Annotated in this window: 20 protein-coding genes; 4 read left to right on the top strand and 16 right to left on the bottom strand. The window is 74.5% G+C overall.

The window, feature by feature from the left end; genetic code table 11:
* Positions 1–201 precede the first annotated feature (201 nt).
* The 10 genes from pdxA to ACFO4E_RS15900 all read right to left on the bottom strand — a co-directional run bounded on the left by pdxA (position 202) and on the right by ACFO4E_RS15900 (position 16,105).
* Positions 202–1,224 carry a 4-hydroxythreonine-4-phosphate dehydrogenase PdxA gene (pdxA, locus tag ACFO4E_RS15945; protein ID WP_378575501.1) on the bottom strand — a complete coding sequence of 341 codons (1,023 nt, stop codon included), beginning with the start codon at positions 1,222–1,224 and terminating at the stop codon, positions 202–204.
* 83 nt (positions 1,225–1,307) lie between these two features.
* Positions 1,308–2,663: a four-carbon acid sugar kinase family protein gene (locus ACFO4E_RS15940; protein WP_378575498.1), complete on the bottom strand. Its 1,356-nt coding sequence runs from the start codon at positions 2,661–2,663 to the stop codon at positions 1,308–1,310.
* A gap of 9 nt (positions 2,664–2,672) precedes the next feature.
* Positions 2,673–4,112 carry a GntP family permease gene (locus ACFO4E_RS15935; RefSeq protein ID WP_378575495.1) on the bottom strand — a complete coding sequence of 480 codons (1,440 nt, stop codon included), beginning with the start codon at positions 4,110–4,112 and terminating at the stop codon, positions 2,673–2,675.
* Positions 4,103–4,918 carry a DeoR/GlpR family DNA-binding transcription regulator gene (locus tag ACFO4E_RS15930; protein WP_378575492.1) on the bottom strand — a complete coding sequence of 272 codons (816 nt, stop codon included), beginning with the start codon at positions 4,916–4,918 and terminating at the stop codon, positions 4,103–4,105. Before ACFO4E_RS15930 ends, ACFO4E_RS15935 begins: the two co-directional genes overlap by 10 nt.
* A 661-nt stretch (positions 4,919–5,579) precedes the next feature.
* Positions 5,580–7,493 (bottom strand): glycoside hydrolase family 3 protein, encoded by a 1,914-nt coding sequence (locus tag ACFO4E_RS15925; protein ID WP_378575489.1) that lies wholly within the window; start codon positions 7,491–7,493, stop codon positions 5,580–5,582.
* Positions 7,494–7,615: 122 nt separating this feature from the next.
* The gene (locus tag ACFO4E_RS15920) at positions 7,616–9,445 is read right to left on the bottom strand and encodes a 1-deoxy-D-xylulose-5-phosphate synthase (RefSeq protein ID WP_378575486.1); all 1,830 of its coding nucleotides are present in this window, start codon (positions 9,443–9,445) and stop codon (positions 7,616–7,618) included.
* A 225-nt stretch (positions 9,446–9,670) separates the two neighbouring features.
* Positions 9,671–10,711, bottom strand: coding sequence for a family 2 encapsulin nanocompartment cargo protein polyprenyl transferase (locus ACFO4E_RS15915; protein WP_378575483.1), 1,041 nt, complete (start codon positions 10,709–10,711; stop codon positions 9,671–9,673).
* A gap of 29 nt (positions 10,712–10,740) precedes the next feature.
* Complete coding sequence (locus ACFO4E_RS15910; RefSeq protein WP_378575480.1) at positions 10,741–12,135, bottom strand: family 2B encapsulin nanocompartment shell protein; 1,395 nt, start codon at positions 12,133–12,135, stop codon at positions 10,741–10,743.
* 122 nt (positions 12,136–12,257) lie between these two features.
* Positions 12,258–13,673, bottom strand: a complete 1,416-nt coding sequence (locus ACFO4E_RS15905) for a family 2B encapsulin nanocompartment shell protein (RefSeq protein ID WP_378575476.1) — start codon at positions 13,671–13,673, stop codon at positions 12,258–12,260.
* A 536-nt stretch (positions 13,674–14,209) separates the two neighbouring features.
* Positions 14,210–16,105: an ABC transporter ATP-binding protein gene (locus tag ACFO4E_RS15900; protein ID WP_378575473.1), complete on the bottom strand. Its 1,896-nt coding sequence runs from the start codon at positions 16,103–16,105 to the stop codon at positions 14,210–14,212.
* Positions 16,106–16,270: 165 nt separating this feature from the next.
* On the opposite strand from ACFO4E_RS15900, the gene ACFO4E_RS15895 reads away from it, so the two are divergent.
* Both ACFO4E_RS15895 and ACFO4E_RS15890 read left to right on the top strand, forming a co-directional pair.
* Positions 16,271–16,447: a hypothetical protein gene (locus ACFO4E_RS15895; protein WP_378575470.1), complete on the top strand. Its 177-nt coding sequence runs from the start codon at positions 16,271–16,273 to the stop codon at positions 16,445–16,447.
* On the top strand, positions 16,431–16,562 hold the full coding sequence (locus tag ACFO4E_RS15890) for a hypothetical protein (protein ID WP_378575467.1): 132 nt from the start codon (positions 16,431–16,433) through the stop codon (positions 16,560–16,562). Before ACFO4E_RS15895 ends, ACFO4E_RS15890 begins: the two co-directional genes overlap by 17 nt.
* A gap of 46 nt (positions 16,563–16,608) precedes the next feature.
* Here ACFO4E_RS15890 and ACFO4E_RS15885 read toward each other — a convergent pair whose 3' ends face one another.
* The 5 genes from ACFO4E_RS15885 to ACFO4E_RS15865 form a co-directional block, all read right to left on the bottom strand.
* Positions 16,609–16,866, bottom strand: coding sequence for a hypothetical protein (locus ACFO4E_RS15885; RefSeq protein ID WP_378575464.1), 258 nt, complete (start codon positions 16,864–16,866; stop codon positions 16,609–16,611).
* A 153-nt stretch (positions 16,867–17,019) separates the two neighbouring features.
* Positions 17,020–17,769: a class I SAM-dependent methyltransferase gene (locus ACFO4E_RS15880; RefSeq protein WP_378575462.1), complete on the bottom strand. Its 750-nt coding sequence runs from the start codon at positions 17,767–17,769 to the stop codon at positions 17,020–17,022.
* Between the two features lie 157 nt (positions 17,770–17,926).
* Positions 17,927–18,322: an ANTAR domain-containing protein gene (locus tag ACFO4E_RS15875; RefSeq protein ID WP_378575459.1), complete on the bottom strand. Its 396-nt coding sequence runs from the start codon at positions 18,320–18,322 to the stop codon at positions 17,927–17,929.
* 254 nt (positions 18,323–18,576) lie between these two features.
* Positions 18,577–18,858 (bottom strand): DUF2277 domain-containing protein, encoded by a 282-nt coding sequence (locus ACFO4E_RS15870; protein ID WP_378575456.1) that lies wholly within the window; start codon positions 18,856–18,858, stop codon positions 18,577–18,579.
* A 78-nt stretch (positions 18,859–18,936) separates the two neighbouring features.
* Positions 18,937–19,509 (bottom strand): MarR family winged helix-turn-helix transcriptional regulator, encoded by a 573-nt coding sequence (locus ACFO4E_RS15865; RefSeq protein ID WP_378575453.1) that lies wholly within the window; start codon positions 19,507–19,509, stop codon positions 18,937–18,939.
* 86 nt (positions 19,510–19,595) lie between these two features.
* Here ACFO4E_RS15865 and ACFO4E_RS15860 point away from each other — a divergent pair, with 86 nt between their 5' ends.
* Positions 19,596–21,197 carry an LLM class flavin-dependent oxidoreductase gene (locus tag ACFO4E_RS15860; protein WP_378575450.1) on the top strand — a complete coding sequence of 534 codons (1,602 nt, stop codon included), beginning with the start codon at positions 19,596–19,598 and terminating at the stop codon, positions 21,195–21,197.
* 181 nt (positions 21,198–21,378) lie between these two features.
* Complete coding sequence (locus tag ACFO4E_RS15855; protein WP_378575447.1) at positions 21,379–23,817, top strand: glycoside hydrolase family 3 protein; 2,439 nt, start codon at positions 21,379–21,381, stop codon at positions 23,815–23,817.
* Positions 23,818–23,935: 118 nt separating this feature from the next.
* Here the strand turns inward: ACFO4E_RS15855 and ACFO4E_RS15850 are convergent, their stop codons facing one another.
* Positions 23,936–24,802 carry an NAD(P)H-binding protein gene (locus ACFO4E_RS15850; RefSeq protein WP_378575444.1) on the bottom strand — a complete coding sequence of 289 codons (867 nt, stop codon included), beginning with the start codon at positions 24,800–24,802 and terminating at the stop codon, positions 23,936–23,938.
* Between the last annotated feature and the right edge of the window lie 355 nt (positions 24,803–25,157).

Here is a 25,157-nt window from a genome sequence, read left to right as displayed (position 1 = left end):
GGACCGGATCGGCCGGCCGTCGTCCACACTACACGCAGTAATCACCCTAAAAGGTAATATTTCGGACACCGTCCGCGACTACCGCCGCGGCCCGCCAGCACAAGGTAGGACGGGTTCCGCGGCGGAGCCATAGCGCGGACCCTCCCGCACACGGTGGTGCGGACACCCCCGTAAGGGGTGTAGGGGGCGCGACCCGCGAGGTCAGCCGCCGTACTCGGCGCGGATGCGGTCGGCGAAGCGGGCGAACTCCGCTCCGTGCAGGAACGCCGACGTCATCGTGCCCGGATCGGCGACGCCCTGGCCCGCGATGTCGAACGCCGTGCCGTGGTCGACCGAGGTGCGCAGGATCGGCAGCCCCACGGTCACCGAGATCGTACCGTCGAAGTCGAAGGTCTTCGCCGCGATGTGCCCCTGGTCGTGGTACTGCGACAGCACGCCGTCGTAGCGGTCCTGGAGGAGCTGGTGGAACACCGAGTCGGCGGGCACCGGCCCGGTGACGTCGGCGCCGGTCGCGCGCGCCCGCTCGACCGCGGGCGCCAGGTGCTCGATCTCCTCGTCGCCGAAGGCGCCGTTCTCACCGCCGTGGGGGTTGATGGCGGCGACCGCCAGGCGGGGGCTGTCGTGGCCGAACACGCGCAGGGCGGTCAGCGCCTCCTCGATGCAGGCCACCTGCTGGTCGGCGCTCACCTGGTCCAGGGCGCGGCGCAGCGACACGTGCCGGGTCGCGAAGAAGATCTTCTTGCCGCGCACCACGAACATGGTGTTCTGCCGGGTGACCCCGGTCAGCGCGCCCAGCATCTCGGTGTGGCCCAGGTGCTCGCTGCCCGCCGCCCAGATGGCCTCCTTGTTGATGGGGCCGGTGACGATCCCGGCCACGTGCCGGTCCATCGCCGCGCGCGTGGCGACCTCGATGGCGCGGACCGCTGCCGCCCCCGCTCGGGCGTCGACCCTCCCCCACGGCAGTTCGGCCTCGCCCAGTTCCCGGATGTCGAAGCAGTCGATCACGCCGTCCTGCTCGGCCGGCAGGTCCCAGCCGTCCACGGCGCGGACGCGCACGTCCAGGCCGCACACCCCGGCGGCGCGGCGCAGCACGGCGGGGTCGGCGACGACCACCCCGCGCGCGGGCGCCCCGGCGCCCACCTCGGCGAGGGTGCGCACGGTGATCTCGGGGCCGATGCCGACCGGGTCACCCACGGTGACGGCCAGGGTCGGGCGTTCAGTCATGGCGGTGTTCCTCCATAGGGTCGGGGCGGCGGCGGGCCCGGCCGTGTGCCGGGGACCGGCCGCCGCCTGGAGCGGGCCGCGCGTCAGGGGCGGGCCCGCGTACTCGTGGCGGGGACGTGCTCGGAGACCTCGGCCGACAGCGTCCGGGTGCGCGCGTGCACCGCGCGCCGGAGCTTGCCGAGGCAGTCCAGGAGGGTGGTGTCGTCGCCGATCAGCCCGCCCTTGGTCACGACGGGAATGCCGTCGAGCGGGCCGCCGACGAGCCGGCCGTGCACGGCGAGCGGGACCACTTCGCCGCCCACCTCGAACGCCCGGGCTCCCAGGGCGTCGAGCACCGCGGAGGTGACGTCGCCGCCGCTGGTGTAGAGGCCGCTGGGCGGCGCCACGCCTGCGCTCTGAGCGCCGTGCACGACGCCGGCGACCAGGTCGGCCAGCAGACCGGGCAGCCGCCTGCGGTCGGCGTCGGGCAGCTGCACGACGTCGCGGGCGGAGGTGGCGGTGCGCACGACGACGACCTCGGGGAAGACCGCCGTGTCCAGGTGCCGGGCGAGGTCGTCCGCCAGCCCCGCGAGGTGGCCGGGATCACCGGCGGCGAAGCGGGCGGCGTCGACGTCGACGAAGCGGACCGGTCCGGTGCGGGCCACCGCGTCGAGCTGGCGCCGGGTGAGTTCGGTGGCGCTGCCCACGACGGCCAGCAGGGGTCCGGCCGCCTCCGCGCGGCCGCGCAGGCGCAGCGCGTCGGCGAGCAGCGCCCCGGCCGGGCCCGGGTCGACGGCGACCCAGACGGTGCCGTCGCGGCGGTGGACCTCGGCGGCGGCCGCCGCGATGTCGGACAGGTGCTGCTCGGTGAGCGCGTCGCAGAGCACGACCGGCTCGTCGCCGGCGGCCAGGGCGTCGGCGAGCATGTCCTGGGTGACCCGCCGGATCGGCACGTGCCGGACCGCCAGGTCGCTCTGGCGGGCGACGATGTCGGCGACGACGCTGGTGACCATCGGGCGCAGCGGGTCGACCGCCGCCTCGGTGCGCTCCAGCGGGACGCCGTCGAGGAGCTGCACACCGTCGACCGTGACGCGCCCCGAGGCGGGGAACGCCGGCGCGAACAGCGCCCGCACCCGGACGGCGGGGTCGGTGCGCTCGCGCACCGACCGCCACGCGGCCTCCAGCTCCGCCCCGATGTTGCCGCGCAGCGTGGTGTCGGTGCGCTTGACCACCAGGCCCACGGGCCAGGCCGCCTCGATGACGTCGGCGACGAGGTCGGCGGCCTGGCCGGCCGGCAGGTGGCGGCTGTCCAGGTTGGCGACGACGACGTCGTAGTCCCGGGACGCCGGGTGGACGTGCTCGGGCGCCACTGTGGCGACCCGCATCCCCGAGCGCGCGAACCGGGCGCCGGTGGCGTTGGCGCCGGTGAGGTCGTCGGCGACGACGAGTACCTGGGCCACGGTGGCCTCCTATCCCAGGATCAGTGCGGCCACACCCAGCAGCGGCAGGCTGGACAGCCAGAGCAGGGTGGTCATGCCGCTCCACATCTTCATCGCCGCGCCGCCGGACAGGCCGGTGAACCGCGTGACGACCCAGAAGTAGGAGTCGCTGACGTAGGAGAAGACGATCGATCCGGAGCACGCCGAGAGCACGGCCAGGACGGGGTCGACGCCGGCGGCCGCCATGACGGGGGCGCTCAGCGTGGCCGAGGTGATGATCGCGACCGTCCCCGACCCCTGGGCGACGCGGACGAAGCTGGCGATCACGAACGGCATGAGGAACATCGGCACCGGCCAGCCGGCCACCGCGTCGGCGAGCGCGTCACCCACGCCGGACTGGCGCAGCACCTCGCCGAACGCGCCGCCGGCGCCGGTGATGAACACGATCGACCCGGCGGAGGCGGCGGCCGCCGACAGCCAGCCCAGCACGGTCGTGCGGGGGGTGTTGCGCGGCGGCAGCAGGTAGACCGCGACCGCGAGGCCGATCAGCAGGGCGATCGCCGGGTTGCCGACGAACGCGAAGACCTCGGCCGCGCGGGTGCCCGCGAGGGCTGCACCTGTGGCGGTGTTGCCGATGATCAGGACGAGCGGGATGAGCAGGGGGATGCTCGCCCGAAGGGCGCCGATGGGCGGGGTCGCGGGCTCCTCGGAGATGTCGCGGCCGTCCTTGGTCCGGCGCAGCGCGGTGCCGGTCCCGGTGGAGCCGGTGGGAGCGGAGCCGGCCTCGCCGCGGTCGGCCCCGCCGGCGGGCTCGCCCTCGGCGGGCAGGGCGTCACCGGTGGGAGCGGACTCCAGGTGGGGGTCCAGGCGGGGGCCGATGAAGCGCGCGTAGGCCACCACGACCGGGATCAGCGGGATGCTGAACAGCGCGCCGGCGAGGATCACCGCGCCGAGGTCGGCGCCGAACTCCTGGGCGGCGGCCAGCGGTCCGGGGGTGGGCGGGATCATGTGGTGGGTGACCGCCAAGCCCCCGGCGAGTGCCAGGCTGAGCGTGACGAGCGACCTGCCGTAGCGCCGGGCGAGCGAACGGGCCAGCGGGTGCAGGATGACGAACCCGGAGTCGCAGAACACCGGCACCGACACCACGGCACCGGTCATGCTCATGGCGACGTCCTCGCGCCCCTTCCCCGCCAGGCGGACGAACAGCTTGGCCAGCGCGTCGGCGGCGCCGCTCTCCTCCAGGACCTTGCCGATCATCACGCCCAGGGCGATGACGATGCCGATCCCGGCCAGCGTGTTACCGAAGCCGGTGGTGATGTGGCCGATGAGCTCGGCGACGGGCACCCCGGCGATCGCGCCGGTCACCAGCGCGCCGGCGAGCAGGCCGACGAACGCGTCCAGCCGCGTCCAGAGGATGATCGCGACGACCGCCGCGACGCCGAGGACCAGCGCCAACAGCATCAATTCCATGGTGTGCCCCTTTCCTGGGGTCGGTCCGCCGCCCCGGCGGCACCGGGGGACCCGGTGGCGGGGACGACATGGGGGATGCACCCCGGGTCGGCGTCGAGGGCGCCGCGGGCGTCCTCGGGGAGGCCGTCGTCGGTGACCAGCTCGTGCGGGCCGGGGACGACGGCCCAGTGCGCGAACTCCGTGCGGCCGACCTTGGAGGAGTCGGCGACCACGACGGTGCGCCGGGCGCTGCGCATCTGCAGCTCCTTGACCGCGGCGAGTTCGGGGCCGGGGCAGTTGACGCCGCGCCCGGGGACGTAGCCGTCGGCGCCGATGAAGGCGATGTCGGCCGTGATCCGGTCCAGGACGCCGCGTGCGTAGTCGCCCACCATGGAGCCGCGGCGCCGGCGCACCCGGCCGCCGACGACGATCAGCTCGATCCCCTCGGCGTCGTGCAGCGCCGTCATGGGGCCCAGACCGGTGGTGACCACGGTGGGTCCGGAGCGGCCGGCGAGCCGCTCGGCGATGAAGGTGGTGGTGCTCCCGGCGTCGAGGAGCACGACGTCGTCGTCGCGGACGAGTCCGGCGGCGAACGCCGCGATCTGCCGCTTCGGCTGGGCGTTGCGCAGGCTCTTCTGCGTCCAGGACAGCTCGGTCCCGGTGATCGCCGGGACGGCGCCGCCGTGGGTGCGCACCACCTTGCCGGCCTGTTCGAGTTCGGTCAGGCCGCGGCGGACGGTGGAGGGGCTGATGCCGAGCGCCTGGGCGAGGTCTTCGACCCGCTGCACGCCGTCGGTCACGGCGTCCAGCAGCTGCTGGTGGCGCACCTGACCACCCCTTTGCTCATTTCGGGCAGGTAAACGACTTCACCATGACTGAAATGAGCATATTTGGCAAGCAGGAGACGAAAACGTGACCAAAACACGCAAGGAAAGGGTTGATGTGCAGCGCGTCACAGGCACGCGAGAACCGCCGCCGTCCCCCCGCGTGCGTCGCGGCGTGCGCTACGGCGGGCGGCCGGGGGCGGCCCGCACGCGCGACGACCGGGAAGGCGGGCGTAGACGCATCCGCGGCTCGGCCTCAGGACCGTGGGAAGGCACCGCCCTGCCGCGTCGCGGCTCGCGAAGGACCGCAGGCACGGGAACGACGCGGGCCGACGGCATCGGTGCGAACGGGCGCCGGACGCGCCTTCCCGGTGATAGGGCGGTGGTCGCGGTGAACCGGCCGTACGCGCACCGGGTGCGGCCGCGGCGACGCGCGAAGGCGCGGCCCGGCCGTGGGCCACCGCCGGGCCGGTGCCGGCCGGCGGCACGCGGCACGCGGCCGGTGGCACGCCGCTCCGCCCCTATCCGGGGTTCAGGGCCGTCCCGCACCGCCGGCGGGGATACGCACCCCCGGCCGTGGACGGGTACCGCCTACCGCCCGGGAACCCCCCGGGCACGGGGGGATGCGAGCCCGCCCCCGAGCCGGTCGGCGTGCCGCCCTCGGTCACCGCTGCGCCGGCAGCGGGGACGGGACCTCTCCCGCCTCCTCCGTGGCCGGCCGCTCCGCGCCGTCGTAGGACAGCCCGGCCCCATAGGGGTACAGCCCCTCCTGGCCGTCGCCCTCGTTGATGGGCTGCTGGTCGGAGGTCCGCATCCAGGTGACCGGCAGCCGGCCGGTGGGCGCGCTGCGGCCGAAGAGGACGTCGGCGACCCCCGCGCCCTCGGATCCCGGCAGCCACGCCGCGACCAGCCCGTTCCAGTCGCCGACCTCGTCGGCGATCTCCAGGGGCCGGCCCGACACCATCACCACGACCACGGGCACGCCCGAATCGGCGAGGCGGGTCAGCGTGGCGCGGTCCTCGTCGTCCAGGACGAGGCCGTCGGGGCGGTCGCCCTCGTACTCCGCGTAGGGCGTCTCCCCCACCACGGCGATGGCTGCCCGGAAGGAGTCGTCGATCCCCCGGCCCTCGCGGTCGTGGACGATCTCCGTCCCCTGCGCCACCTCGCGGATGCCGTCGAGAATGGTGGTCCCGTCGGTGGTCTCGCCGCTGCTCCCCTGCCAGGAGATCGTCCACCCGCCGCTCTGGTTGCCGATGTCGTCGGCGTTCTTGCCCGCGACCATGACCTTGCCGCCCTCGGGGGCGAGCGGGAGGACGCCGTCGTTCTCCAGCAGCACCTGCGACGCGCGCACCGCCTCGCGCGCGAGCTCGCGGTGGGCGTCGCCGCCGACCTGCGCCAGCAGGTCGCGGTCGGCATAGGGCGCCTCGAACAGGCCCAGTTCGAACTTCTTGGTCAGGATGCGCCGCACCGCGTCGTCCACGCGCTCCCGGGGGACCCGGCCCGCCTCCACCTCCACGCGCAGATCGGAGATGAACCGCGCGTGGTTCTTGGACAGCATGATCATGTCGATGCCGGCGTTGACCCCGGTGCGGACCTCCTCCGGGGTGAAATCGCGGTTGCCGGAGATGCGCCCCACTCCGTCGTAGTCGGAGACCACGATGCCGGTGAAGCCCAGTTCCTCCTTCAGCACATCGGTGATCAGGTACCGGTCGGCGTGCGCCTTCGTGCCGTTCCAGCTGCTGTAGGAGATCATGACCGAGCCGACGCCGCGCTCGACCGCCGCGCGGAAGGGCGGCAGGTGGACCGCGCGCAGCTCCTCCTCGTCGACCACGGCGTCGCCGCGGTCGCGGCCCTCCTCGGTGGCGCCGTCGCCGAGGTAGTGCTTCGCCGTGGCAAGGACCGAGGTGGGCGAATCGCCGAGGGTCTCCCCCTGGAACCCGGTGACGGCGCTGGTCAGCTGCGAGGGCAGGTCCGGTGTCTCACCGAAGGACTCATAGGTCCGCCCCCAGCGGTCGTCGCGGGCCACGCACACGCACGGGGCGAAGGTCCAGTCGATCCCGGTCGCGGCGATCTCCACGCCCGTGGCCTCCGCGACCCGCCGGACCAGCTCGGGGTCGCCCGCCGCGCCAAGGCCGATGTTGTGGGGGAAGATCGTGGCGCCGCGGACGTTGTTGTGCCCGTGCACCGCGTCGACCCCGTAGAGGATGGGGATGCCCAGCGGCGTCTCCACCGCCGCCCGCTGGTACCCGTCGTACATGTCCGCCCACGCCTCGGGCGAGTTGGTATCGGGGGTCGATCCGCCCGCGCTGAGGACGGCGCCGAGTCTGTGGTCGCCCACCGCGCCGGCGTCGGCGGCGCCCCGCTCGATCTGCACCATCTGGCCGATCTTGTCATTCAGGCTCATGCGCGACATGAGGTCGTCGACCCGCTCGTCGACCGCGCGCAGGGAGTCGCGGTAGATCGGGGCGGCCTCCTCGGCGTGGACGGGGGTGGACCCGAGCACCAGGAGGGCGGCGGCGCCGGCCGCGGCCATCGGGGTGGTGCGGCGATAGCGCAGGACACTCGACGACGGCGGCATCGGTTCTCCTCAAATGGGACGGGGTCAGGGTTCCCAACCCACCCCACGATGGGCGAACGCCGGGCCCGAGGCAAGGACGCCACGCTGCCGCGCCGAGGATCCACGAATCGTATTATCACTGCTCATCCACGGTGGAGACGGGCCAAGCGGTGCAGGACGGCCGCGGCGATGCCCTCGGCGTCGAGCCCGTAGCCGCTCAGCAACCGGTCGCGCGCGCCCTGCGGGAGGAACCGCGGCGGCAGGCCCAGGGCGGCCACCCTCGTGTGCGCGCCCTCGTCGGCCAGGGCCTGGGAGAGGCGCGCGCCCAGGGCGCCGGTCGACGTGGTGTCCTCCACCGCCAGGACCAGCCGGTGCGCGCGGGCCAGGGCGAGCAGCGCGGGGTCCAGCGGCGCGATCCACCGCGGGTCCGCGACCGTGGCCGGGACGCCGGCGGCGGCGAGTTCGTCGGCGGCGCCCAGGCACGCGCCGGCCATCGGGCCGACGGCCACCAGCAGCACCCGGGCCCCGGTCTCCTCGCGCAGCAGGTCGCACCGGCCCGTCCGGCGCAGGGCGGGGATGTCGAGGGCGGCCCCCGCCTTCGGGTAGCGCAGCGCGGTCGGGCCGTCGACGACCGCCACCGCCTCGCGCAGCAGTTCGCGCAGGCGGGCGCGGTCGCGAGGGGCGGCCAGCCGCAGACCGGGCACCACGGGCAGGATCGAGGCGTCCCACACGCCGTGGTGGCTGGGGCCGTCGGGCCCGGTGATCCCCGCGCGGTCCAGGACGAAGGTGACGGGCAGCCGGTGCAGCGCGACGTCCATGAGCACCTGGTCGAGCGCCCGGTTGAGGAAGGTCGCGTAGATCGCCACCACGGGGTGCAGGCCGCCCAGTGCCAGGCCGGCCGCGGAGCCGACCGCGTGCTGCTCGGCGATGCCGACGTCGAACACCCGTCCGGGGAAGCGCCGGGCGAACGGGCCGAGCCCCGCGGGACCGGTCATGGCCGCGCCCAGGCACACGATGTCGTCGCGCTCGGCGCCGATCGCGGCGATCTCCTCGGCGAACACCGAGGTCCAGGTCGGTTCCGCGGACCCGGCGGGTCCGGCGGGGGCCGCCGGGCGGCCGGCGGCGGAGCCGGCCCGGACGGTGTGCATGTGGTCGTCGAGGTCGAGTTCGGCGGGCGGGTGGCCGTTGCCCTTCCGGGTGACGCAGTGGACGACCACCGGGCGCGCCAGCTCCAGCGCCGCGTGCAGGGCCTCCTCCGTCGCCGCGATGTCGTGGCCGTCGACGGGCCCGATGTAGGCCAGCCCGAAGTCGGTGAACACGTTCGCCCTGGCGGCGCCCGGCCCGCTCGGGCGGCGCGCCCGCAGGTCGGCGAGGTGCCGGGCGATGCCGCCGACGGTGGGCGCGTAGGAGCGCCCATTGTCGTTGAGCACGACGACCACCGGGCGCTCCGGCGCCGCTCCGATGTTGTTGACCGCCTCCCAGCTCATCCCGCCGGTGAGGGCGCCGTCGCCGACGACCGCCACGACGCGGCCGCCGTGGTCCCGCAGTGCGGCGGCCTTGGCCAGGCCGTCGGCGTAGGACAGGGCGGTGGAGGCGTGGGAGTTCTCCATGAGGTCGTGCGGCGACTCCGAACGGCTGGGGTACCCGGACAGCCCGCCGCTCCGCCGCAGGGTGGCGAACCCCTCGCGGCGACCGGTGAGGAGCTTGTGCACATAGGTCTGGTGTCCGGTGTCGAAGACCAGGGTGTCGGCGGGCGAGTCGACGGCGCGGTGCAGGGCGATGGTCAGCTCGACGACACCGAGGTTGGGGCCGAGGTGCCCGCCGGTGCGGGAGACCGTGTCGACGAGGAAGCCGCGGATCTCGTCGGCGAGCAGGCCGAGTTCCGGCGGCGACATGGCCCGCAGGTCGGCGGGGCCGGCGATGCCGTCGAGCAGCCGGGTGGCGGGGGCCGCCCCTTCGGAGGTCGCGGTCATGCCGGTCTCACCGATCTGGCGGCGGGGGCGCGGCGGACGGTTCCGCGGGCGGTCCCGCGCCCGGCCGCCGCGTCCGGGCGGGCGGCGCCGGGGCGGGTCGCCGGAGGTCCGGGCGCGGGGGCGGGCGGCGGGATATCGATCGGCTCGGTGTCGATCATGGGTGGGGGTCTCCGGGGGTCGTTCCGGTCCGCGGCCGTCTCAGGCGGCGGCGCGGTGGTCGCGTTGTCAGTGGTCGCGGCGGGTCGCCAGCCGGGCCAGCTCCGCCAGTTCGGCCTCGGTCCGGCGCGGCGGGCCGGCCGCCCGCAGCTCCTCCAGCGCCGTCGCGAGCAGCGTGTCGGCCTGGGTTTCGGCCCAGTCCCGGCCGCCGGCCGCCTCGACCAGGTCGGCGGCGCGCGCGACCTCGTCCTCGGTGGGTTCGGGGCCGCCGTGGTAGAGGCGGGCCAGCTCCTCGGCGGCGGGCGTGCCCGCGGCGAGCGCCGCCACGACCGGCAGGGACTTCTTGCGGTTGCGCAGGTCGGAATGGACCGGCTTGCCGGTCGTCTCGGGGTCGCCCCAGATGCCCAGCAGGTCGTCCACGATCTGGAAGGCCAGCCCCATGCTCTTGCCGAACGCCCCCAGGTGCGCGACCTGCACCGAGTCGCCGCCGCCGAAGGAGGCGCCGAGCGCGCACGCGCACTCCAGCAGCGCCCCGGTCTTGGCCTCGGCCATGTCGCGCCACTCGGCCATGCCCACCTGGGGCCGGGCCTCGAAGGACATGTCGGCGCTCTGCCCCTCGACCAGCCGCTGCACGGCGGCGCTGAGCCGCCGGGCGCCGTCCTGGGCGGCCGGGTGGCCGCTGGCGGCGATGACGTCGAAGGCCAGCGCCAGCAGGGCGTCGCCGGTCAGGATGGCGCCGCCCACGCCGAACACGCTCCACGCGGTGCGCCGGTGGCGCCGGGTGGCGTCGCCGTCCATGACGTCGTCGTGCAGCAGGGAGAAGTTGTGCACGAGCTCCACGGCGACGGCGGCCGGCATGGCGCGTTCGACGCGTCCTCCCGCGGCCTCGGCCGCCAGCAGGACCAGGGCCGGCCGGATCGCCTTGCCGCTGCCGGCGTCGGTGGGCACACCGTTCTCGTCGCGCCAGCCGAAATGGTAGGCGGCGATGCGCCGCGACGGCTCCGGGAGCGTGTCGACGGCCGCGCGCAGCGCGGGACCGACCGCGCGCCGGGTTCCGGCGAGTACCTCGGCCGCCGACCGGCCTCCGGTCGCCTCCTCGATCGTCTCCATGCGGTCGATCCCCTCTCGTTGGTCCGGTCTCAGCGGCCGATCTCGACGTTCTCCAGGACCCCCAGCGCGTCCGGCACCAGCACCGCCGCGGAGTAGTAGGTACTGACGAGGTAGGAAATGACCGCTTTCTCATTGATGCCCAGGAAGCGCACGGACAGCCCCGGGCGGTACTCATCGGGGATGCCGGTCTGGTGCAGGCCGACCACGCCCGCGTCGTCCTCACCGGTGCGCATGGCGATGATCGAGGTGGTCCCGGCCCTGCTGATCGGGATCTTGTCGCAGGGGAGGACGGGGATCCCGCGCCAGGCGGTGACCGCCGCGCCCTCGACGGTGGCGAGGCCGGGCTCGATCCCGCGCGCGGTGCACGCGCGGCCGAACGCCGCCACCGCGCGGGGGTGGGCGAGGACGTAGCGGGTCTTGCGCCGGCGGGAGATCAGTTCGTCGAGGTCGTCGGGGGTGGGCGGGCCGGTCCGGGTCGAGATCCGCTGGTTCGGGTCCGCGTTGTGCAACAACCCGAAATCACGGTTGTTCACCAACTCGCTCTCCTGGCGCTCCCGCAGCGCCTCGATCGTCAGCCGCAACTGCTGCTCGACCTGGTCCATCGGCTGGTCGTACAGATCCGCCACCCGCGAATGCACCCGCAGCACCGTCTGCGCCGCACTCAGCTCATACTCACGCGGCGCCACCTCATAATCCACGAACGTCCCCGGCAGCACCTCCTCACCCTCATGCCCCGCCGACAACGCGATATCGGCCTCACCGTGCTTGTTGGCGGGCGGCGCGGGGCGCGCGGCGGCCCGGTCGATGTGCTCGCGCAGCAGCGGCGTGTCCGCGACGGCCCGGTCGAACGCGGCGCGCGGGAGAACGAGGACCGTGCAGGCGGTGGCCGCCCGCACCGTGGCCGCCCAGCGGGAGTCGCCTCCCGCCAGCGCCTCGGAGCCGACGTGGTCGCCGCCGGTGAGCGTCCCCAGGACGACGGGGTCGCCGAACTCGCCGGTCCCGAGCCGGCGGGCCTTGCCGTGGACGACGAGGACGACCCGGTCGACGGGCGCTCCCTCGGCGGCGATGACGTCTCCGGGCACGTACTCGTGCTGCTCGAACCGCCCCGACAGGTCCTCCAGCACGGGGGACGGTGCGAGCCCGCGCAGGGGCGGGAGTTCGGCGAGTGTCGGCGGGACGACGCGGATGCCCTGCCCGGCGCGCATGAACGCCACCCGGCCACCGCCGGGGGCATAGGTCAGGCGCCGGTTGACCCGGTAGGTGCCGGCCTGCATCCGCACCCAGGGCAGCGCCCGGATCAGCCACCGCGGGCTGATCCCCCGCATCTGCGGCGGGGTCTTGGTCGTGCTCGAAAGGTTGCGCGCGGCGGCCGTGCTCAGGCTCAGCGTCGTTGCCGCGGCGCCTTCGGCACCCGGGTCCGTCACGTGTACACCACCTGTCGTGGAAGGGAGGGAGGCGAGCGGGAGGGCCGGCGGAACCCGGCCGGGGCGGCCGGGGCGAGCGGGGCGCCCGGCGGCCGCCGGCCGGGTGGCCGGTGGGGGCGGGGCTAGTCCTCGCGCCCGATCTCGACGTTCTCCAGGATCCCCAGGGCGTCGGGCACCAGCACGGCGGCCGAGTAGTACGCGCTGACGAGGTAGGAGATGATCGCCTGGTCGTTGATGCCCATGAAGCGGACCGACAGGCCGGGCTGGTACTCGTCGGGCAGGCCGGTCTGGTGCAGTCCCACCACGCCCTGGCGCTCCTGGCCGGTGCGCATGAGCAGGATGGAGGAGCTGCGGGCGCGGGTGACGGGGATCTTGTTGCACGGCAGCATCGGCACCCCGCGCCAGGACGGGACGGCGTGCCCGTTGAGGTCGGTGCTCACCGGGTAGATGCCGCGGCGGCTGCACTCGCGGCCGAACGCGGCGATGGTCCGCGGGTGGGCGAGGAAGAAGGAGGGCTCCTTCCACACGGTGGCCAGGAGTTCGTCGAGGTCGTCGGGGGTGGGCGGGCCGGTCCGGGTCGAGATCCGCTGCTTCAGGTCCGCGTTGTGCAACAACCCGAAATCACGGTTGTTCACCAACTCGCTCTCCTGACGCTCCCGCAGCGCCTCGATCGTCAGCCGCAACTGCTGCTCGACCTGGTCCATCGGCTGGTTGTACAGATCCGCCACCCGCGAATGCACCCGCAGCACCGTCTGCGCCGCACTCAGCTCATACTCACGCGGCGCCACCTCATAATCCACGAACGTCCCCGGCAGCACCTCCTCACCCTCATGCCCCGCCGACAACGCGATATCGGCCTCACCATAGGGGTTGCTCGACCGGCCGGCGTCGGCGCGCACGGCGCGGATGTGCTCGCGCAGGGCCTCGGAGCCGTCGACGATCTCGTTGAACGCCGTGCGCGGCAGGGACAGCACCGTGCACGCGGTCACGGCCTTGAGGGTGTCCTCCCACGTGTCCTGCGCGTCGATGAGGGCGCCGTCGCCGATGTGGTCGCCGTCGACCACGGTGCCGACCACGGTCTGGTCGCCGAACTCGCCGGTTCCGAGCCGGTGGGCCTTGCCGTGGACGATGAGGATGACGCGGTCGGCCGGCGCGTCCTCGGTGGCGATCACGTCTCCGGGCGCGTACTCCTGCTGCTCGAACCGCCCGGCGAGCGCCTCCAGGACGGATTCGTCGTCGAATCCGCGCAGCAGGGGGAGCTCGCCGAGTTCGCGCGGGACCACCTGCACCTGGGCTCCGGTGGTGACGAAGCTGACGCGCCCGTCGCCGACGGTGTAGCTGAGCCGCCGGTTGACCCGGTAGGTACCGCCGGACGCCTCGACCCACGGCAGCAGCCGGAGCAGCCACCGCGAAGTGATGCCCTGCATCTGCGGGACGGTCTTGGTCGTCGTGGCCAGGTTGCGCGCTGCGGTTGTGGCGAGGCTCGACTGCTGGGGACCGCCCTCGACACCGGACTCCGTCACGATGCACACCACCAATCCATGGAAAAACGGGTTCGGAAACGAATCACCGATCGATGCGCGGACGATATCCCGGAAACCCCGTCGAAAGTTGATGAATGAATCAGGCGGAAAGCAGAACGGATGTGAATCCCTTTTCGCCAAACGGATCCGGAACACCGCACACGTGGTGCGATCGGTTCGGAACCGCACCCGCGCGCACGCCGGCCCGGACGCCATGAGGAGCGGCGCACCGGCGGAAACCGTGGCGGCGCGGCCGTCGATCGGTCCGCGGACCGGTCGGCGATTCGCGGATTCCACCCGAGTTCGATCACCCGCGAGCCACATCGGATCCGCTTCGACGGAATTCGACCGGCCCTCGCGGAACATGCGTGTGCGGGCCGCCCGGAAAACCGAACGGCCCGCCATCGATTCTCCGCGGATGTTCATCCAGGAAAATCATGCAATACACGAATAATGCCGGAGAAACCGGAATGATGACCCCTCGCCGGGGATATCCGGCGGATCGGGTGCTACGGGCCGCCGGCCGGCCCGCACCGGGACGGGGCCGTCCCTCAGTGCGTCGGCTGCGGGTCGGGCCGGTGGTCCGCCGCCTCGCTGAACTGGGTGCGGTACAGCTCGGCATAGCGGCCGGCGGCCGCCAGCAGGCCGGTGTGGGTGCCGCGTTCCACGATCCGGCCGTCCTCGACGACCAGGATCAGGTCGGCGGCGCGGATGGTCGACAAGCGGTGCGCGATGACCACCGCCGTCCGCCCCTCCAGGGCCTCCCCCAGGGCTTCCTGCACCGCCGCTTCGGAGGTGGAGTCCAGGTGCGCGGTCGCCTCGTCCAGGATCACCACCCGGGGGCGCGCCAGCAGCAGGCGGGCGATGGTCAGCCGCTGCCGCTCCCCGCCGGAGAGCCGGTAGCCGCGCTCGCCGACGATGGTGTCGAGCCCTTCGGGCAGTCCGGCGATGAGGTCGTCGAGGCGGGCGCGGCGCAGCACCTCCCACAGCTCCTCCTCGGCCGCACCGGGGCGGGCGAGGAGGAGGTTGGCGCGGATGGACTCGTGGAACAGGTGGCCGTCCTGGGTCACCATCCCCAGCGTGTCGCGGATGGAGCGCGCGGTGAGGTCGCGGACGTCGACCCCGGCCAACCGCACAGCGCCGCTGTCGGCGTCGTAGAGCCGGGGCAGGAGCTGGGCGATCGTCGACTTCCCCGCTCCCGAGGACCCGACCAGCGCGACCATCTGGCCGGGCTCGGCCCGGAAGGAGACGTCGTGCAGGACCTCCACGCCGCCGCGGGCATCGAGGGTGGCGACCTCTTCCAGCGAGGCCAGCGACACCTTGTCGGCCGAGGGGTAGCCGAAGCGGACCGCGTCGAACTCCACCGATACCGGCCCGTCGGGCACCGGCCGGGCGTCGGCCTTCTCCTCCACCAGGGGGCGCAGGTCGAGGATCTCGAAGACGCGCTCGAAGCTGACCAGCGCGCTCATCACCTCCACCCGGGCGCTGGCCAGGGCGGTCAGCGGGGCGTAGAGGCGGGTGAGGAGCATGGCCAGCGCCACCACGGCGCCGGCGTCCATGCCGCCGCGCAGCGCGTAGAAGCCGCCGAGCCCGTAGACCAGGGCCAGGGCCAGCGCGGAGGCGAGGGTGAGGGCCGTGATGAAGACCGTCTGCACCATGGCGGTGCGCACGCCGATGTCGCGGACCCGCCGGGCGCGCGCCGCGAATTCGGCCGACTCGTGCGCGGGGTGGCCGAAGAGCTTGATGAGCGTGGCGCCGGGCGCCGAGAACCGCTCGGTCATCTGGGTGCCCATCACGGCGTTGTGGTTGGCGGCCTCGCGCTCCAGCCGTGCCAGCCGGGTGCCCATGCGGCGTGCGGGCCAGACGAACAGCGGCAGCATTGCCAGCGCGATCAGGGTGATCTGCCAGGAGATGCCGACCATCACCACCAGCGTGAGCACGAGCGTCACCAGGTTGCCGACGACGCCGGAGAGGGTGTTGCTGAAGGCGTGCTGCGCGCCGATCACGTCGTTGTTGAGCCGGCTGACGAGCGCCCCGGTGCGGGTGCGGGTGAAGAACGCCACGGGCATGCGCTGGACGTGGTCGAAGACGGCCGTGCGCAGTTGCAGGATCAGCCCTTCGCCGAGGGTCGCCGACAGCCAGCGGGTCAGCAGGCCGAGCCCGGCCTCCGCCAGGGCGATGACGGCGATCACCACGGCGAGCCCGACCACCCGCGACAAGGGCTCGGCCTCGATGATCGCGTTCATGACCTCGCCGGCGAGCAGGGGCGTCGCCACGGCGAGGGCGGCGCCGACGACGCTGACCAGGATGAACGCCGTCAGCCGCCGCGTGTGGGGCCGGGCGAAGCCGCCGATGCGGCGCAGCGTCGCCCGGGAGAACGGCCGCCGGTCCTGTTGGGCGTGCATCGCGTTGTACAGCGAATTCCACGCGGTGACTTCCATGGACATCGCACACCACCGGAGTCTGGGGAGCAGGGGTCGCGACCGCCGCCCCGCGGTGGTGCGGGGACGGGGAACGGCCGCTCATCGAGCACCCTAGAACCTCGACTTAACTTGAAGTCAATTTCCGCGTTCTCGGGGGTCGGGTCGGGCATCGTGGCGCACAATCGACGGATGGACGTAGAGACCTTCACCGAACCTGAGGAGCTGTCGATGGCCCGCGCCCGCGACCGGCTCTCGCAGCTCGTCGATCGCGTGGCAACCGGCCGGGAGATCATCTACATCACCAGGGGGGAGGGGCCGGGAGCGCGCTGCGGCGATCGTGCCGGCCGCAATGGTGGAGGACTATGAACGCCTGCGTGGCGCCGAGGAACTGCGCGAGGCGGAGCGGCTCCCGGCCGATATCCGCGCCGACCGCATACGAACGCTGAGCGCCGAAGAGGCCGCACAGGAGCTCGACCTGTGACCTGCGATGAGACGCGCAGGGCGGCCCCGGATCCTGCGGCGCCCCGCTAGGGTTCGAGGTGTTCGGCCGCCTCGTTGAGGCGCTCGGCCATGGCGGCGATGGCGTCGTCGGACGGTGTGCCGCCGTGGTCGGAGCCGAGGTCCCTGAGGCCGACGAGGCGCACCGCGCTGGCGTAGCGGGGGTCGTCGAGCGCCGCCTCGGCGACGACGTCGGCGCGGCCGTCGATGAGGATCAGCACGGCGTCGTTGGCGCCGTCGGCGTCGCGGAAGAGGCGGGCGACGTGCTCGGGGCGGACGATCTCCACAGCGGCCTCCCGTATGCGCTCGATCGCCGGCGGCTCCGCCGCCGGTCGCCCGGGGGCGGCTACCCGCGAATCCCCTGCGCACACACGACCGGGCGCCCTTCGGCGTACGCCCGCCGACGCGCGCCCCCGGCCGGGGCACCGCTCGCGCCGCGGTCAGGCGGGGTCCACCGCCACGAGCGTGAGGTAGGCGAAGGAGAGGATCCCGCGATAGCCGCGCAGCCAGGCGTTGCGGTGCGCGTCGGCGCGCTCGCGCAGCCGGTCGGCTTCGGGGCCGTCGCCGAGGGCGAGCGCCCGGTACTCGAAGTCGGCGAGGTAGGCCGACTCGAACGCGTCCCATTCCGCGTCGGTGACCGGATCGACGGCCACCGGGCGCAGCCCCGCGCCGATGGCGAGGTCGACGAGCCCGCCCAGGTCGGGGTGGTCGTCGGCGGAGGCGTCGGGCCACATGGCGGCGAGCTCCCCGGCCGACGGGCGGCGCCCCCAGAACGCCTCGCCGAGGAGCACGGTCCCACCCGCGGGGACCCGGTCGCGCAGGAACCGCAGCGCCTGCCCCGTCCCTCCCCATGCGTGGCTCGCTCCCACGCAGACGGCGAGGTCGGCGGGGCCGGTGACGGTGTCGGCCGGCGCCGCCACGAACGCGGCGCGGTCGGCGAGGCCGCGCTTGCGCGCCTCCTCGCGCCCCCGCTCCAGCAGACCGGCGTCGGTGTCGACGCCGGTGCCCGTTGTGGCGGGGGCCGCCTCCAGGACGCGCAGCAGGAGTTCGCCCCATCCGCACCCGTAGTCGGTCACGGTGGCGGGGGCCACGGCGGCGACGCGCTCCACGAGGCTCCGGGCGCGCTCCGGGGACATCGGCGCGTTGAAGTCGAGCCGGGAGTAGGTGTTCTTCACGGGGGTCTCGGTCATGACGGCGCACCGTAGCGCCCCCGCGAGGGCGGCGCCACCGGTTTTCCGCGGCCGCCGGCCCGCCGACGACGGAACCCCCTCGGCGCCCACGGCACTTTCGGACGGTGCCGCGCCCCGATCCCCGGGTGGCATGGGGTTCCTGCCCCGGGCCGGCCGCTCAGGCCGGGCCCGGGGTACCTCCGGTGCCGCCGGACGCGCGGCCGAGGCGGCGCAGTGCGTCGGCCAGGTCGCGTGTGGGCAGGGGCGCGCCGCCGGTGCCCGCACCGGTCAGCGCACGGCAGATGTCGCGCACCTTGAGGTTGGTGTCGTTGGAGACCGCGACGAGCCGCGTCCACGCCTCGGCCGCGTCGCAGCGCGCCCCGGCCATGATCATGCCGACCGCCCGATCGATGTCGGCGCGGCTTTCCAGCGCCGCGTTCAGCGTGGTGATCTGACGGCGCAGGCGCCGGTTCTCCTGTTCCAGCTCGACCTGGCGGTCGCACTGCCGAGGGCCGCGGATCGGTGCCGTATCGGGCCGCACCGGCTCCTCAGGCGCGTGGTCGATCAGCTGCATACACCCGTGTCCCTCCTCCATCGGCCGCGGATCGCAGAAGCGCTCGGCGGGGTTCGGCGGGTACCCGATCGGCCGGAGAGACTCCGACATCACCGGCGTTTCAGCTCACGGCAGTCGACGGCGGACGATCCATCACATCCACGACCGGACAGGAAACCACAGTACGCACGCGCACCCCTGCGACCTGCAAAGACACACCGTGATGACCTCATCATCGCGCCGGTCCCGGCCCGCGGGCCGCCGGGCGGCGGAGCTCACTCCGCGGCGGAGGTCCCGAACCGTTCGCGCGACCGCGCCCGCGCCCGGGCGGCGTCCTCCTCGCGCGAGCGCGGCGGAGCGGAGGTCACCACTGAATCGACCAGTTCGGCGGTCGCCGCGGACACGGCGGCGACGGCACGGTCGAACGCCTCGCGGTTGGCCGCGGAGGGGTGGGTCGACCCGCTGATCTTGCGCACGTACTGCACGGCGGCGTCGTGGATCTCGGTGGTGGTCGCCGGAGGCGCGTAGTTGGACAGCCTGCGGATGTTCCTGCACATACCGCCACGCTACCCGGCGGCGACGACAGCGGCCGGCGCGCGGCCGAGAGCCGCCCGCCGGGGGGCGGCGGGGCCGGCTCAGCCGCGCGCGGAGGGGGGTCCGGGCATGGCCGCCGACTCGGCCTCCTCGATGTCGCTGACGGCCTGGCAGGCATCGGCCACGGGATCTGCGGAGCCGATGTAGACCGCGAGCCGCCTCAGCAGCGCGCGGAGGGCGGCGCGGTCGGCGGCGTCCAGCCCGGCAAGCAGGTGCTCCTCGGCGGTGCGCAGCCGCCGGTCGACCCCCGCCAGCGCGCGGCGCCCGGCGTCGGTGGCGACCACCTGCCGGTTGCGCCGGTCGGCGGGATCGGGCCGGCGCTCGACCAGCCCGGCGGTGGCGAGGTCGTCGATGAGGTAGGTCATCGCGGTGCGGTCGACCCCCAGCCGCCGGGCCAGCGCGCGCTGGGTGCCGGGGACGTCGTGCGCGGCGGCGGCCAGCACTTGGCGCCCGCGGTGACTCCCGGGGACGGCGGCCGCGGCGTCGGCCGCCATCTTCACGTAGGCGCGGTAGGCGACGCCCAGGGCCCAGCCGAGGTCGGCGCCGAGGGCGTCGCCCCCGGCGGCGCCGGAGTCGGTCGCGGAGGCGTGGTCGTGCTGTGACGCGGACGGCATGCCCCCAGGATACGAGCAGACCTGCTGACGGGAATACAGTAGGTTCTACAGATCTTCTAAAAATCAGACGATCTCAACAGCACACGATGAGCGATGAAGGAGCCGTCATGCCCGACTACGGCCACGACCTGCGGTTCGGCACGTTCCTGCCGCCGGTCGCCGAACACGCCGACGCCGTGGTGGCCCTGGCCCGGCTCGCCGAACGGCTCGGCCTGGACTCCGTCAGCGTGCAGGACCACCCCTACCAGCCGGCGTTCCTGGACACCTGGACGCTGCTGTCGGTGCTCGCCGCCCGGACCTCCCGCATCCGGCTCTTCCCCAACGTCGCCAACCTGCCGCTGCGCCCGCCGGCGGTCCTCGCCCGCAGCGCCGCCAGCCTCGACATCCTCAGCGGGGGCCGGGTGGAGCTGGGGCTCGGCGCGGGTTCCTTCTGGGACGCGATCGCGGCCAACGGCGGCCCCCGCCGCGCCCCCGCTGAAGCGGTGGACGCCCTGGAGGAGGCCATCGCCGTGATCCGCGCCCTGTGGACCCCGGGCCGCGCGGCACGCGTCGCGGGCGAGCACCACCGCCTCGACGGCGCCAAGCCGGGGCCCTTCCCGGCGCACGACATGGGCATCTGGCTGGGCGCCTACAAGAAGCGCATGCTCCGGCTCACCGGCCGGGCCGCCGACGGCTGGCTGCCCAGCTCGCCCTACGCCCCGCCCGAGCGGCTGGCGGAGATGAACGCGGTCATCGACGACGCCGCGCGCGAGGCGGGGCGCGACCCGGCCGCCATCCGCCGCATCTACAACATCACCGGCTCGTTCTCCGGAACAGGGGCGGAATTCCTCCAAGGCCCGCCGCGGGTCTGGGTCGAGCAGCTCGCCGAGCTCGCCCTGACTGAGGGAATCGGCGAGTTCGTCCTCATGGCCGACGCCGGTGACGACACCGGGCTGCGGCGGTTCGCCGACGAGGTCGCGCCCGGGGTGCGCGAGCAGGTCGGCGCCGAGCACGGCGCGGCCACCGACCCGGTGCCCACCCGGCCGCCGCCCCCGCCCGCCCCGGCGCGGCCGGCGGCCGGCCTCGGGCCCGCCGCCGGATCCCCGGCGGGCGTGCGGCCCACCCCGCCGCCCGAGACGCGGCTCAGCGGCGAGGCGGTGTGGGACGAGTCCACCCGGCCGAGCGGACCGATCGCCGGCGGCGGCCCTCTGCCCGCCACCGCCAACCCGAGCGGGCGGCACCTCATCGACGTCCACGACCACCTGCGCGGGGAATTGGCACAGCTGCGCGACCTGATCCGCCAGGTCGCCGAGGGCGGCGTGGACGTCGCCGCGGCCCGCGACATGATCGCCACGATGACGATGCGGCAGAACAGCTGGACGCTGGGCACGTACTGCGAGAGCTACTGCCGCGTCGTCACCACCCACCACACGCTGGAGGACCGTTCGGTCTTCCCGTGGCTGCGCAAGGCCGACCCCCGGCTGGCGCCCGTCATCGACCGGCTGGCCGAGGAGCACGAGGCCATCGCCGGGGTCCTGGAGAGGGTCGACCGCGCCCTGGTCGCCATGGTCGCCGACCCCGCGCGTATCGGCGACGTGCAGGACGCGGTCGACCTGCTCACCGACACGCTGCTGTCCCACCTCTCCTACGAGGAGCGCGAACTCGTCGAACCGCTGGGCCGGCACGGTTTCTCCGACGCCATCCGCTGACCCGCGCCGCCGCGGCCGGCCGGGAGGGCGGGCGTCCGGCGATCCGGCGGCGACACATGAAGGAGCCGGTTCACGGGTAGGCCGCCCCCGTGAACGCGCGGGTCCGCGCCGGCCCGCCCTCCGGCAGCCGGAGCCCCCGCCGAGGCCGGACGCGGCGGCCCTACCAGGAAGGCGCGGGAGCATGAGCGGATTCGACCCGGCGGGCGCCGCCGACCCCGAACGCGAGGAGCGCATCGAGGCCGCCGTCACCCGGTTGGACCTCGACGCCAAGGTCCGGCTGCTGACGGGCGCCGCGATGTTCGGCCTGGCGCCGGAACCGCTCATCGGCCTGGCGGAGACGCGCCTCTCCGACGGGCCCACCGGCGTGCGCGGGCCTGAGTTCATCGGCGGCCCCGCGTCGGCCCTGCTGCCCAACGCCACCCTGATCGCCCAGCACTGGAGCCGCGACACCGCCCACGACGTCGGCGCGCTGCTGGCCGAGGAGGCGTCGGCACAGGGCGTGCACGTACTCCTGGGGCCGACCGTCAACCTGCACCGCACCCCGCTGGGCGGGCGGCTGTTCGAGGCGTTCAGCGAGGACCCGCTGCTCACCGGGGACCTGGCCGTGGGCTATGTCCGCGGGGTGCAGCAGGGCGGGGTCGCGGCGACCCCCAAGCACTTCCTGGCCAACGAGTCGGAGACCGACCGCACCACCATGGACTCCGTCGTCGACGAACGCACCCTGCGCGAGGTGTACCTGCTGCCGTTCGAGATGCTCGTGGCCGAGGCCGGGCCGTGGGCGGTGATGGCCTCCTACAACCGGGTCAACGGCACCCCGGCGACCGAGCACCGCCGGCTCATCGAAGGTGTGCTCAAGGGCGAATGGCGCTACGACGGCCTGGTCATGTCCGACTGGTTCGCCACGACGTCGACCGCCGCCAGCGCCAACGGCGGCCTGGACCTGGTGATGCCCGGTCCCGGCGGGCCGTGGGGCGGGCGGCTGGTGGAGGAGGTGCGGTCGGGCTCGGTCCCCGAGCCGGTCGTCGACGAGCACCTGCGCCGGCTGCTGCGCCTGGCCGACCGGGTCGGCACGCTCGGCCCGGAGCCGCGGCGGCCCGTCCCCGCACCGGCGCCGGACTCCCCCGCGCGCCGCGACGCGCTGCGCCGGCTGGCGGCCGGGGGGATGACGGTGCTGGTCAACCGCCGCGGGACCCTGCCGCTGACGGTCCCCTCCGGAGCGGTCGCGCTCATCGGCCGGCACGCCACCGAGACCGTCGCGCAGGGCGGCGGCTCGGCCATGGTCCGGCCGCCCCACGTGGTGGGCATCGCCGAGGGCCTGACCGCCGCGCTGGGCACCGAGCACGTGCGCGTGGTCGACGGCGTGGAGGTGCGCGAACGCCCGGTCGCCACCGAAGGGCTGCTGCGCGACCCCGTCGACGGGAGCCCGGGGATCCGGGTCGTCGCCCGCGATGCCGACGGCGGCGTGGTGGAGTCCCGCCACATCGACGGCGCCGACGTCCTCGCCGGACACGGGGACGGGTGGCTCGCCGGCGCCGCGACCGTCGAACTCTCCGCGGAACTGGTCCTCGACCAGGCCGCCCGGGTGCAGATCGGGGTGCGCGGGTCGGGGTCGTGGACCGTCCGGGCGCCCGGGATCTCGGAGACCACCACCCTCGCCTCCACCGACGGGCCGGGCGCCGACATGCTCAGCCCGCCCGTGTGGACGGCCGAGTCCGTGGCCGAGCCCGGTGCCCCGATCACCGCGACCGCAACGGCCGGGGACTGGGTCCGGCTGCTGGGCCTCGTGGCCCGACGCGCGCCCCGGCCGCCTCAGGACGCGATCGCCGAGGCGGCCGAGGCCGCCCGGGAGAGCGCGGTGGCGGTGGTGGTCGTCGGCCTCACCCAGGAGCAGGAGAACGAGGGCGGCGACAAGGCGACCCTCGCGCTGCCCGGCGAGCAGGACGCCCTGGTCGAGGCGGTCGCCGGCGCCGCCGAGCGAACCGTGGTGGTGGTCAACGCCGCCACCCCGGTCCTGATGCCGTGGCTGGACCGCGTGGACGCCGTCCTGTGGGCGGGTCTGCCGGGCCAGGAGGCCGGCGCGGCGGTGGCCGACGCCCTGCTGGGCGAGGTGGAGCCGGCGGGACGGCTCGTCACGACGTTCCCCGCCCACGACGGCCGGGGCCCGGCGTGGTCGCCCGTCCCCGTCGACGGCGTCGTCCGCTACACGGAGGGGCCCGCAGTGGGCTACCGGGGCTGGGACGCCTCGGGCGAGGAGCCGTTGTTCTGGTTCGGACACGGCCTGGGCTACGCCACGTGGGAGTACGGGGCGGTGGAGGCCGACACCGACGGCGGCGTGGTGCGCACGGTCGTGGTGTGGCTCGCCAACACCGCGACGCACCCGGGCCGCGAGGTCGTCCAGGTGTACCTGCGGCCGGCCGGCGACGAACCGGTGCGGCTGATCGGCTGGGAGGCGGTGACGGTCGCCGCCCAGGAGGAGACCCGCGTCCGCGTCGACTGCGACCCCCGTGTCCAGCGCGTATGGGACCCGGAGGAGTCCGGCTGGACCCCGTTGGCCGGCGGCGAGATCCTCGTCGCCCGCGGCCTCGGCGACGTCCGCGCCCGCATCCCGCTGGAGGGCTGACCCGGCGCGACCCGGCCCGTTCCTTCCTCCCCCGTGCGCCGGCCCCGCCGCGCGCGACCGCGGCCGGGCCGTGTGATCCGGGCGCCCGCGGTCGCCGCGGCGGGCGGTCCGCCCCGGCTCAGCGGAAGTCGGCGGCGTGGTCGCGGGCCCATTGGGCGAAGGTCCGCGCCGGGCGGCCGGTGACCTGCTCCGCGGTCGGCTGCGGGCCCAGCGCCGCCGGGTCGAACGCCGCGACCTCCTCAGGGGTGGTCTCAGCGCCTCCGTAGTCCTCGAACCCGAGGAGGAAATCGGCCGCCTCCCCGGCGAAGCCGCCCATCGCGCGGTACATCTCGCGCGCCTGCTCCGGGGTGACCTCCTCGTGGGCGACCTCCCTGCCGATGGCCGCACCGATGGCCGCGACCTGCTCCCGGTGGCTGAGCAGCTCCGGGCCGTTGAGGGTGTAGGCGGCGCCGGCGTGGCCGCCCTCCAGCAGCGCCGCGCAGGCCACGTCGGCGACATCGGCCTCGTGGACGGGGAACCACGCGGCGTCGGGGAAGGGGTCGCGCACCACGTTCTCCGCTCGGATGGACGGTCCCCAGAGGGCGACCTTGTTCAGCGCGAACTCACCGGGGCGGACATGGGTCCACTCCGGCACGGCCGCCTCCACCGCCCGCTCGACCGGGAGGTGGAAGCCGGCGTCCAGGCCGCCGGTGACCGCGCCGGAGGACAGCACCACGACCCGCCGCACCCCGGCGGCCGCGGCCCGGCCGGCGACCTCGTCCGCGGTCGCCGCCACCGGGAAGAGGAACATCCGGTCCACACCCGCGAGGGCGGGCTCCAGCGTCGCGGGAGCGGCGAGGTCGCCCGCGACGACCCGGACGCCCGCCCCGAACGCGGCCCTCGCGGGCGCACGCGTGAGTGCGCGGACCTCCTCCCCGGCGGCGGTGAGCCGCTCGGCCACGAGCCGGCCGATGTTTCCCGTCGCTCCGGTGACCAGGGTCGTCATGTTCGCTCCTCGAAGTCGTGGTGTCCGCGGCGGCGGTTCCCGGCGGCCTCGGGCCGGCCCGGGGTTCCGGCACGCCGAAGGGGCGTCCCGGGTCGGGCGCGCAGTGGCGGGATGCGGTGGCGGGCCGCACGCGAGGGTTCTCCCCCGGCCCGCGGGCGGCCCATCCTCACGCACCCGCCGACCGGAACGCAAACGCGAATATGCTGTTCATGTTCGCTCTGACCTGCGATGACGCACGCCCCGCACGCGCGCGCCACACGCGTCCGGCACCGTTCTCGCGCCATGGCGACCCGCCCTGACGTGCGGCTTCGCAGGTCCGGAACCCGCGCACGGGATGTCCGTGCTCGCGGTCGCC

The sequence above is a fragment of the Nocardiopsis mangrovi genome, assembly GCF_042653925.1.
In the GTDB taxonomy this organism is placed as follows: domain Bacteria; phylum Actinomycetota; class Actinomycetes; order Streptosporangiales; family Streptosporangiaceae; genus Nocardiopsis_B; species Nocardiopsis_B mangrovi.
This window is presented reverse-complemented; position numbering and strand designations above follow the sequence as displayed.

Excerpts from the sequence above, each read along its gene's own strand:
- pdxA (WP_378575501.1), bottom strand. The coding sequence starts at position 1,224 with ATGACTGAACGCCCGACCCTGGCCGTCACCGTGGGTGACCCGGTCGGC.
- ACFO4E_RS15935 (WP_378575495.1), bottom strand. The coding sequence starts at position 4,112 with ATGGAATTGATGCTGTTGGCGCTGGTCCTCGGCGTCGCGGCGGTCGTC.
- ACFO4E_RS15925 (WP_378575489.1), bottom strand. The coding sequence starts at position 7,493 with ATGCCGCCGTCGTCGAGTGTCCTGCGCTATCGCCGCACCACCCCGATG.
- ACFO4E_RS15920 (WP_378575486.1), bottom strand. The coding sequence starts at position 9,445 with ATGACCGCGACCTCCGAAGGGGCGGCCCCCGCCACCCGGCTGCTCGAC.
- ACFO4E_RS15915 (WP_378575483.1), bottom strand. The coding sequence starts at position 10,711 with ATGGAGACGATCGAGGAGGCGACCGGAGGCCGGTCGGCGGCCGAGGTA.
- ACFO4E_RS15900 (WP_378575473.1), bottom strand. The coding sequence starts at position 16,105 with ATGTCCATGGAAGTCACCGCGTGGAATTCGCTGTACAACGCGATGCAC.
- ACFO4E_RS15895 (WP_378575470.1), top strand. The coding sequence starts at position 16,271 with ATGGACGTAGAGACCTTCACCGAACCTGAGGAGCTGTCGATGGCCCGC.
- ACFO4E_RS15890 (WP_378575467.1), top strand. The coding sequence starts at position 16,431 with ATGGTGGAGGACTATGAACGCCTGCGTGGCGCCGAGGAACTGCGCGAG.
- ACFO4E_RS15880 (WP_378575462.1), bottom strand. The coding sequence starts at position 17,769 with ATGACCGAGACCCCCGTGAAGAACACCTACTCCCGGCTCGACTTCAAC.
- ACFO4E_RS15875 (WP_378575459.1), bottom strand. The coding sequence starts at position 18,322 with ATGCAGCTGATCGACCACGCGCCTGAGGAGCCGGTGCGGCCCGATACG.
- ACFO4E_RS15870 (WP_378575456.1), bottom strand. The coding sequence starts at position 18,858 with ATGTGCAGGAACATCCGCAGGCTGTCCAACTACGCGCCTCCGGCGACC.
- ACFO4E_RS15865 (WP_378575453.1), bottom strand. The coding sequence starts at position 19,509 with ATGCCGTCCGCGTCACAGCACGACCACGCCTCCGCGACCGACTCCGGC.
- ACFO4E_RS15860 (WP_378575450.1), top strand. The coding sequence starts at position 19,596 with ATGAGCGATGAAGGAGCCGTCATGCCCGACTACGGCCACGACCTGCGG.
- ACFO4E_RS15855 (WP_378575447.1), top strand. The coding sequence starts at position 21,379 with ATGAGCGGATTCGACCCGGCGGGCGCCGCCGACCCCGAACGCGAGGAG.
- ACFO4E_RS15850 (WP_378575444.1), bottom strand. The coding sequence starts at position 24,802 with ATGACGACCCTGGTCACCGGAGCGACGGGAAACATCGGCCGGCTCGTG.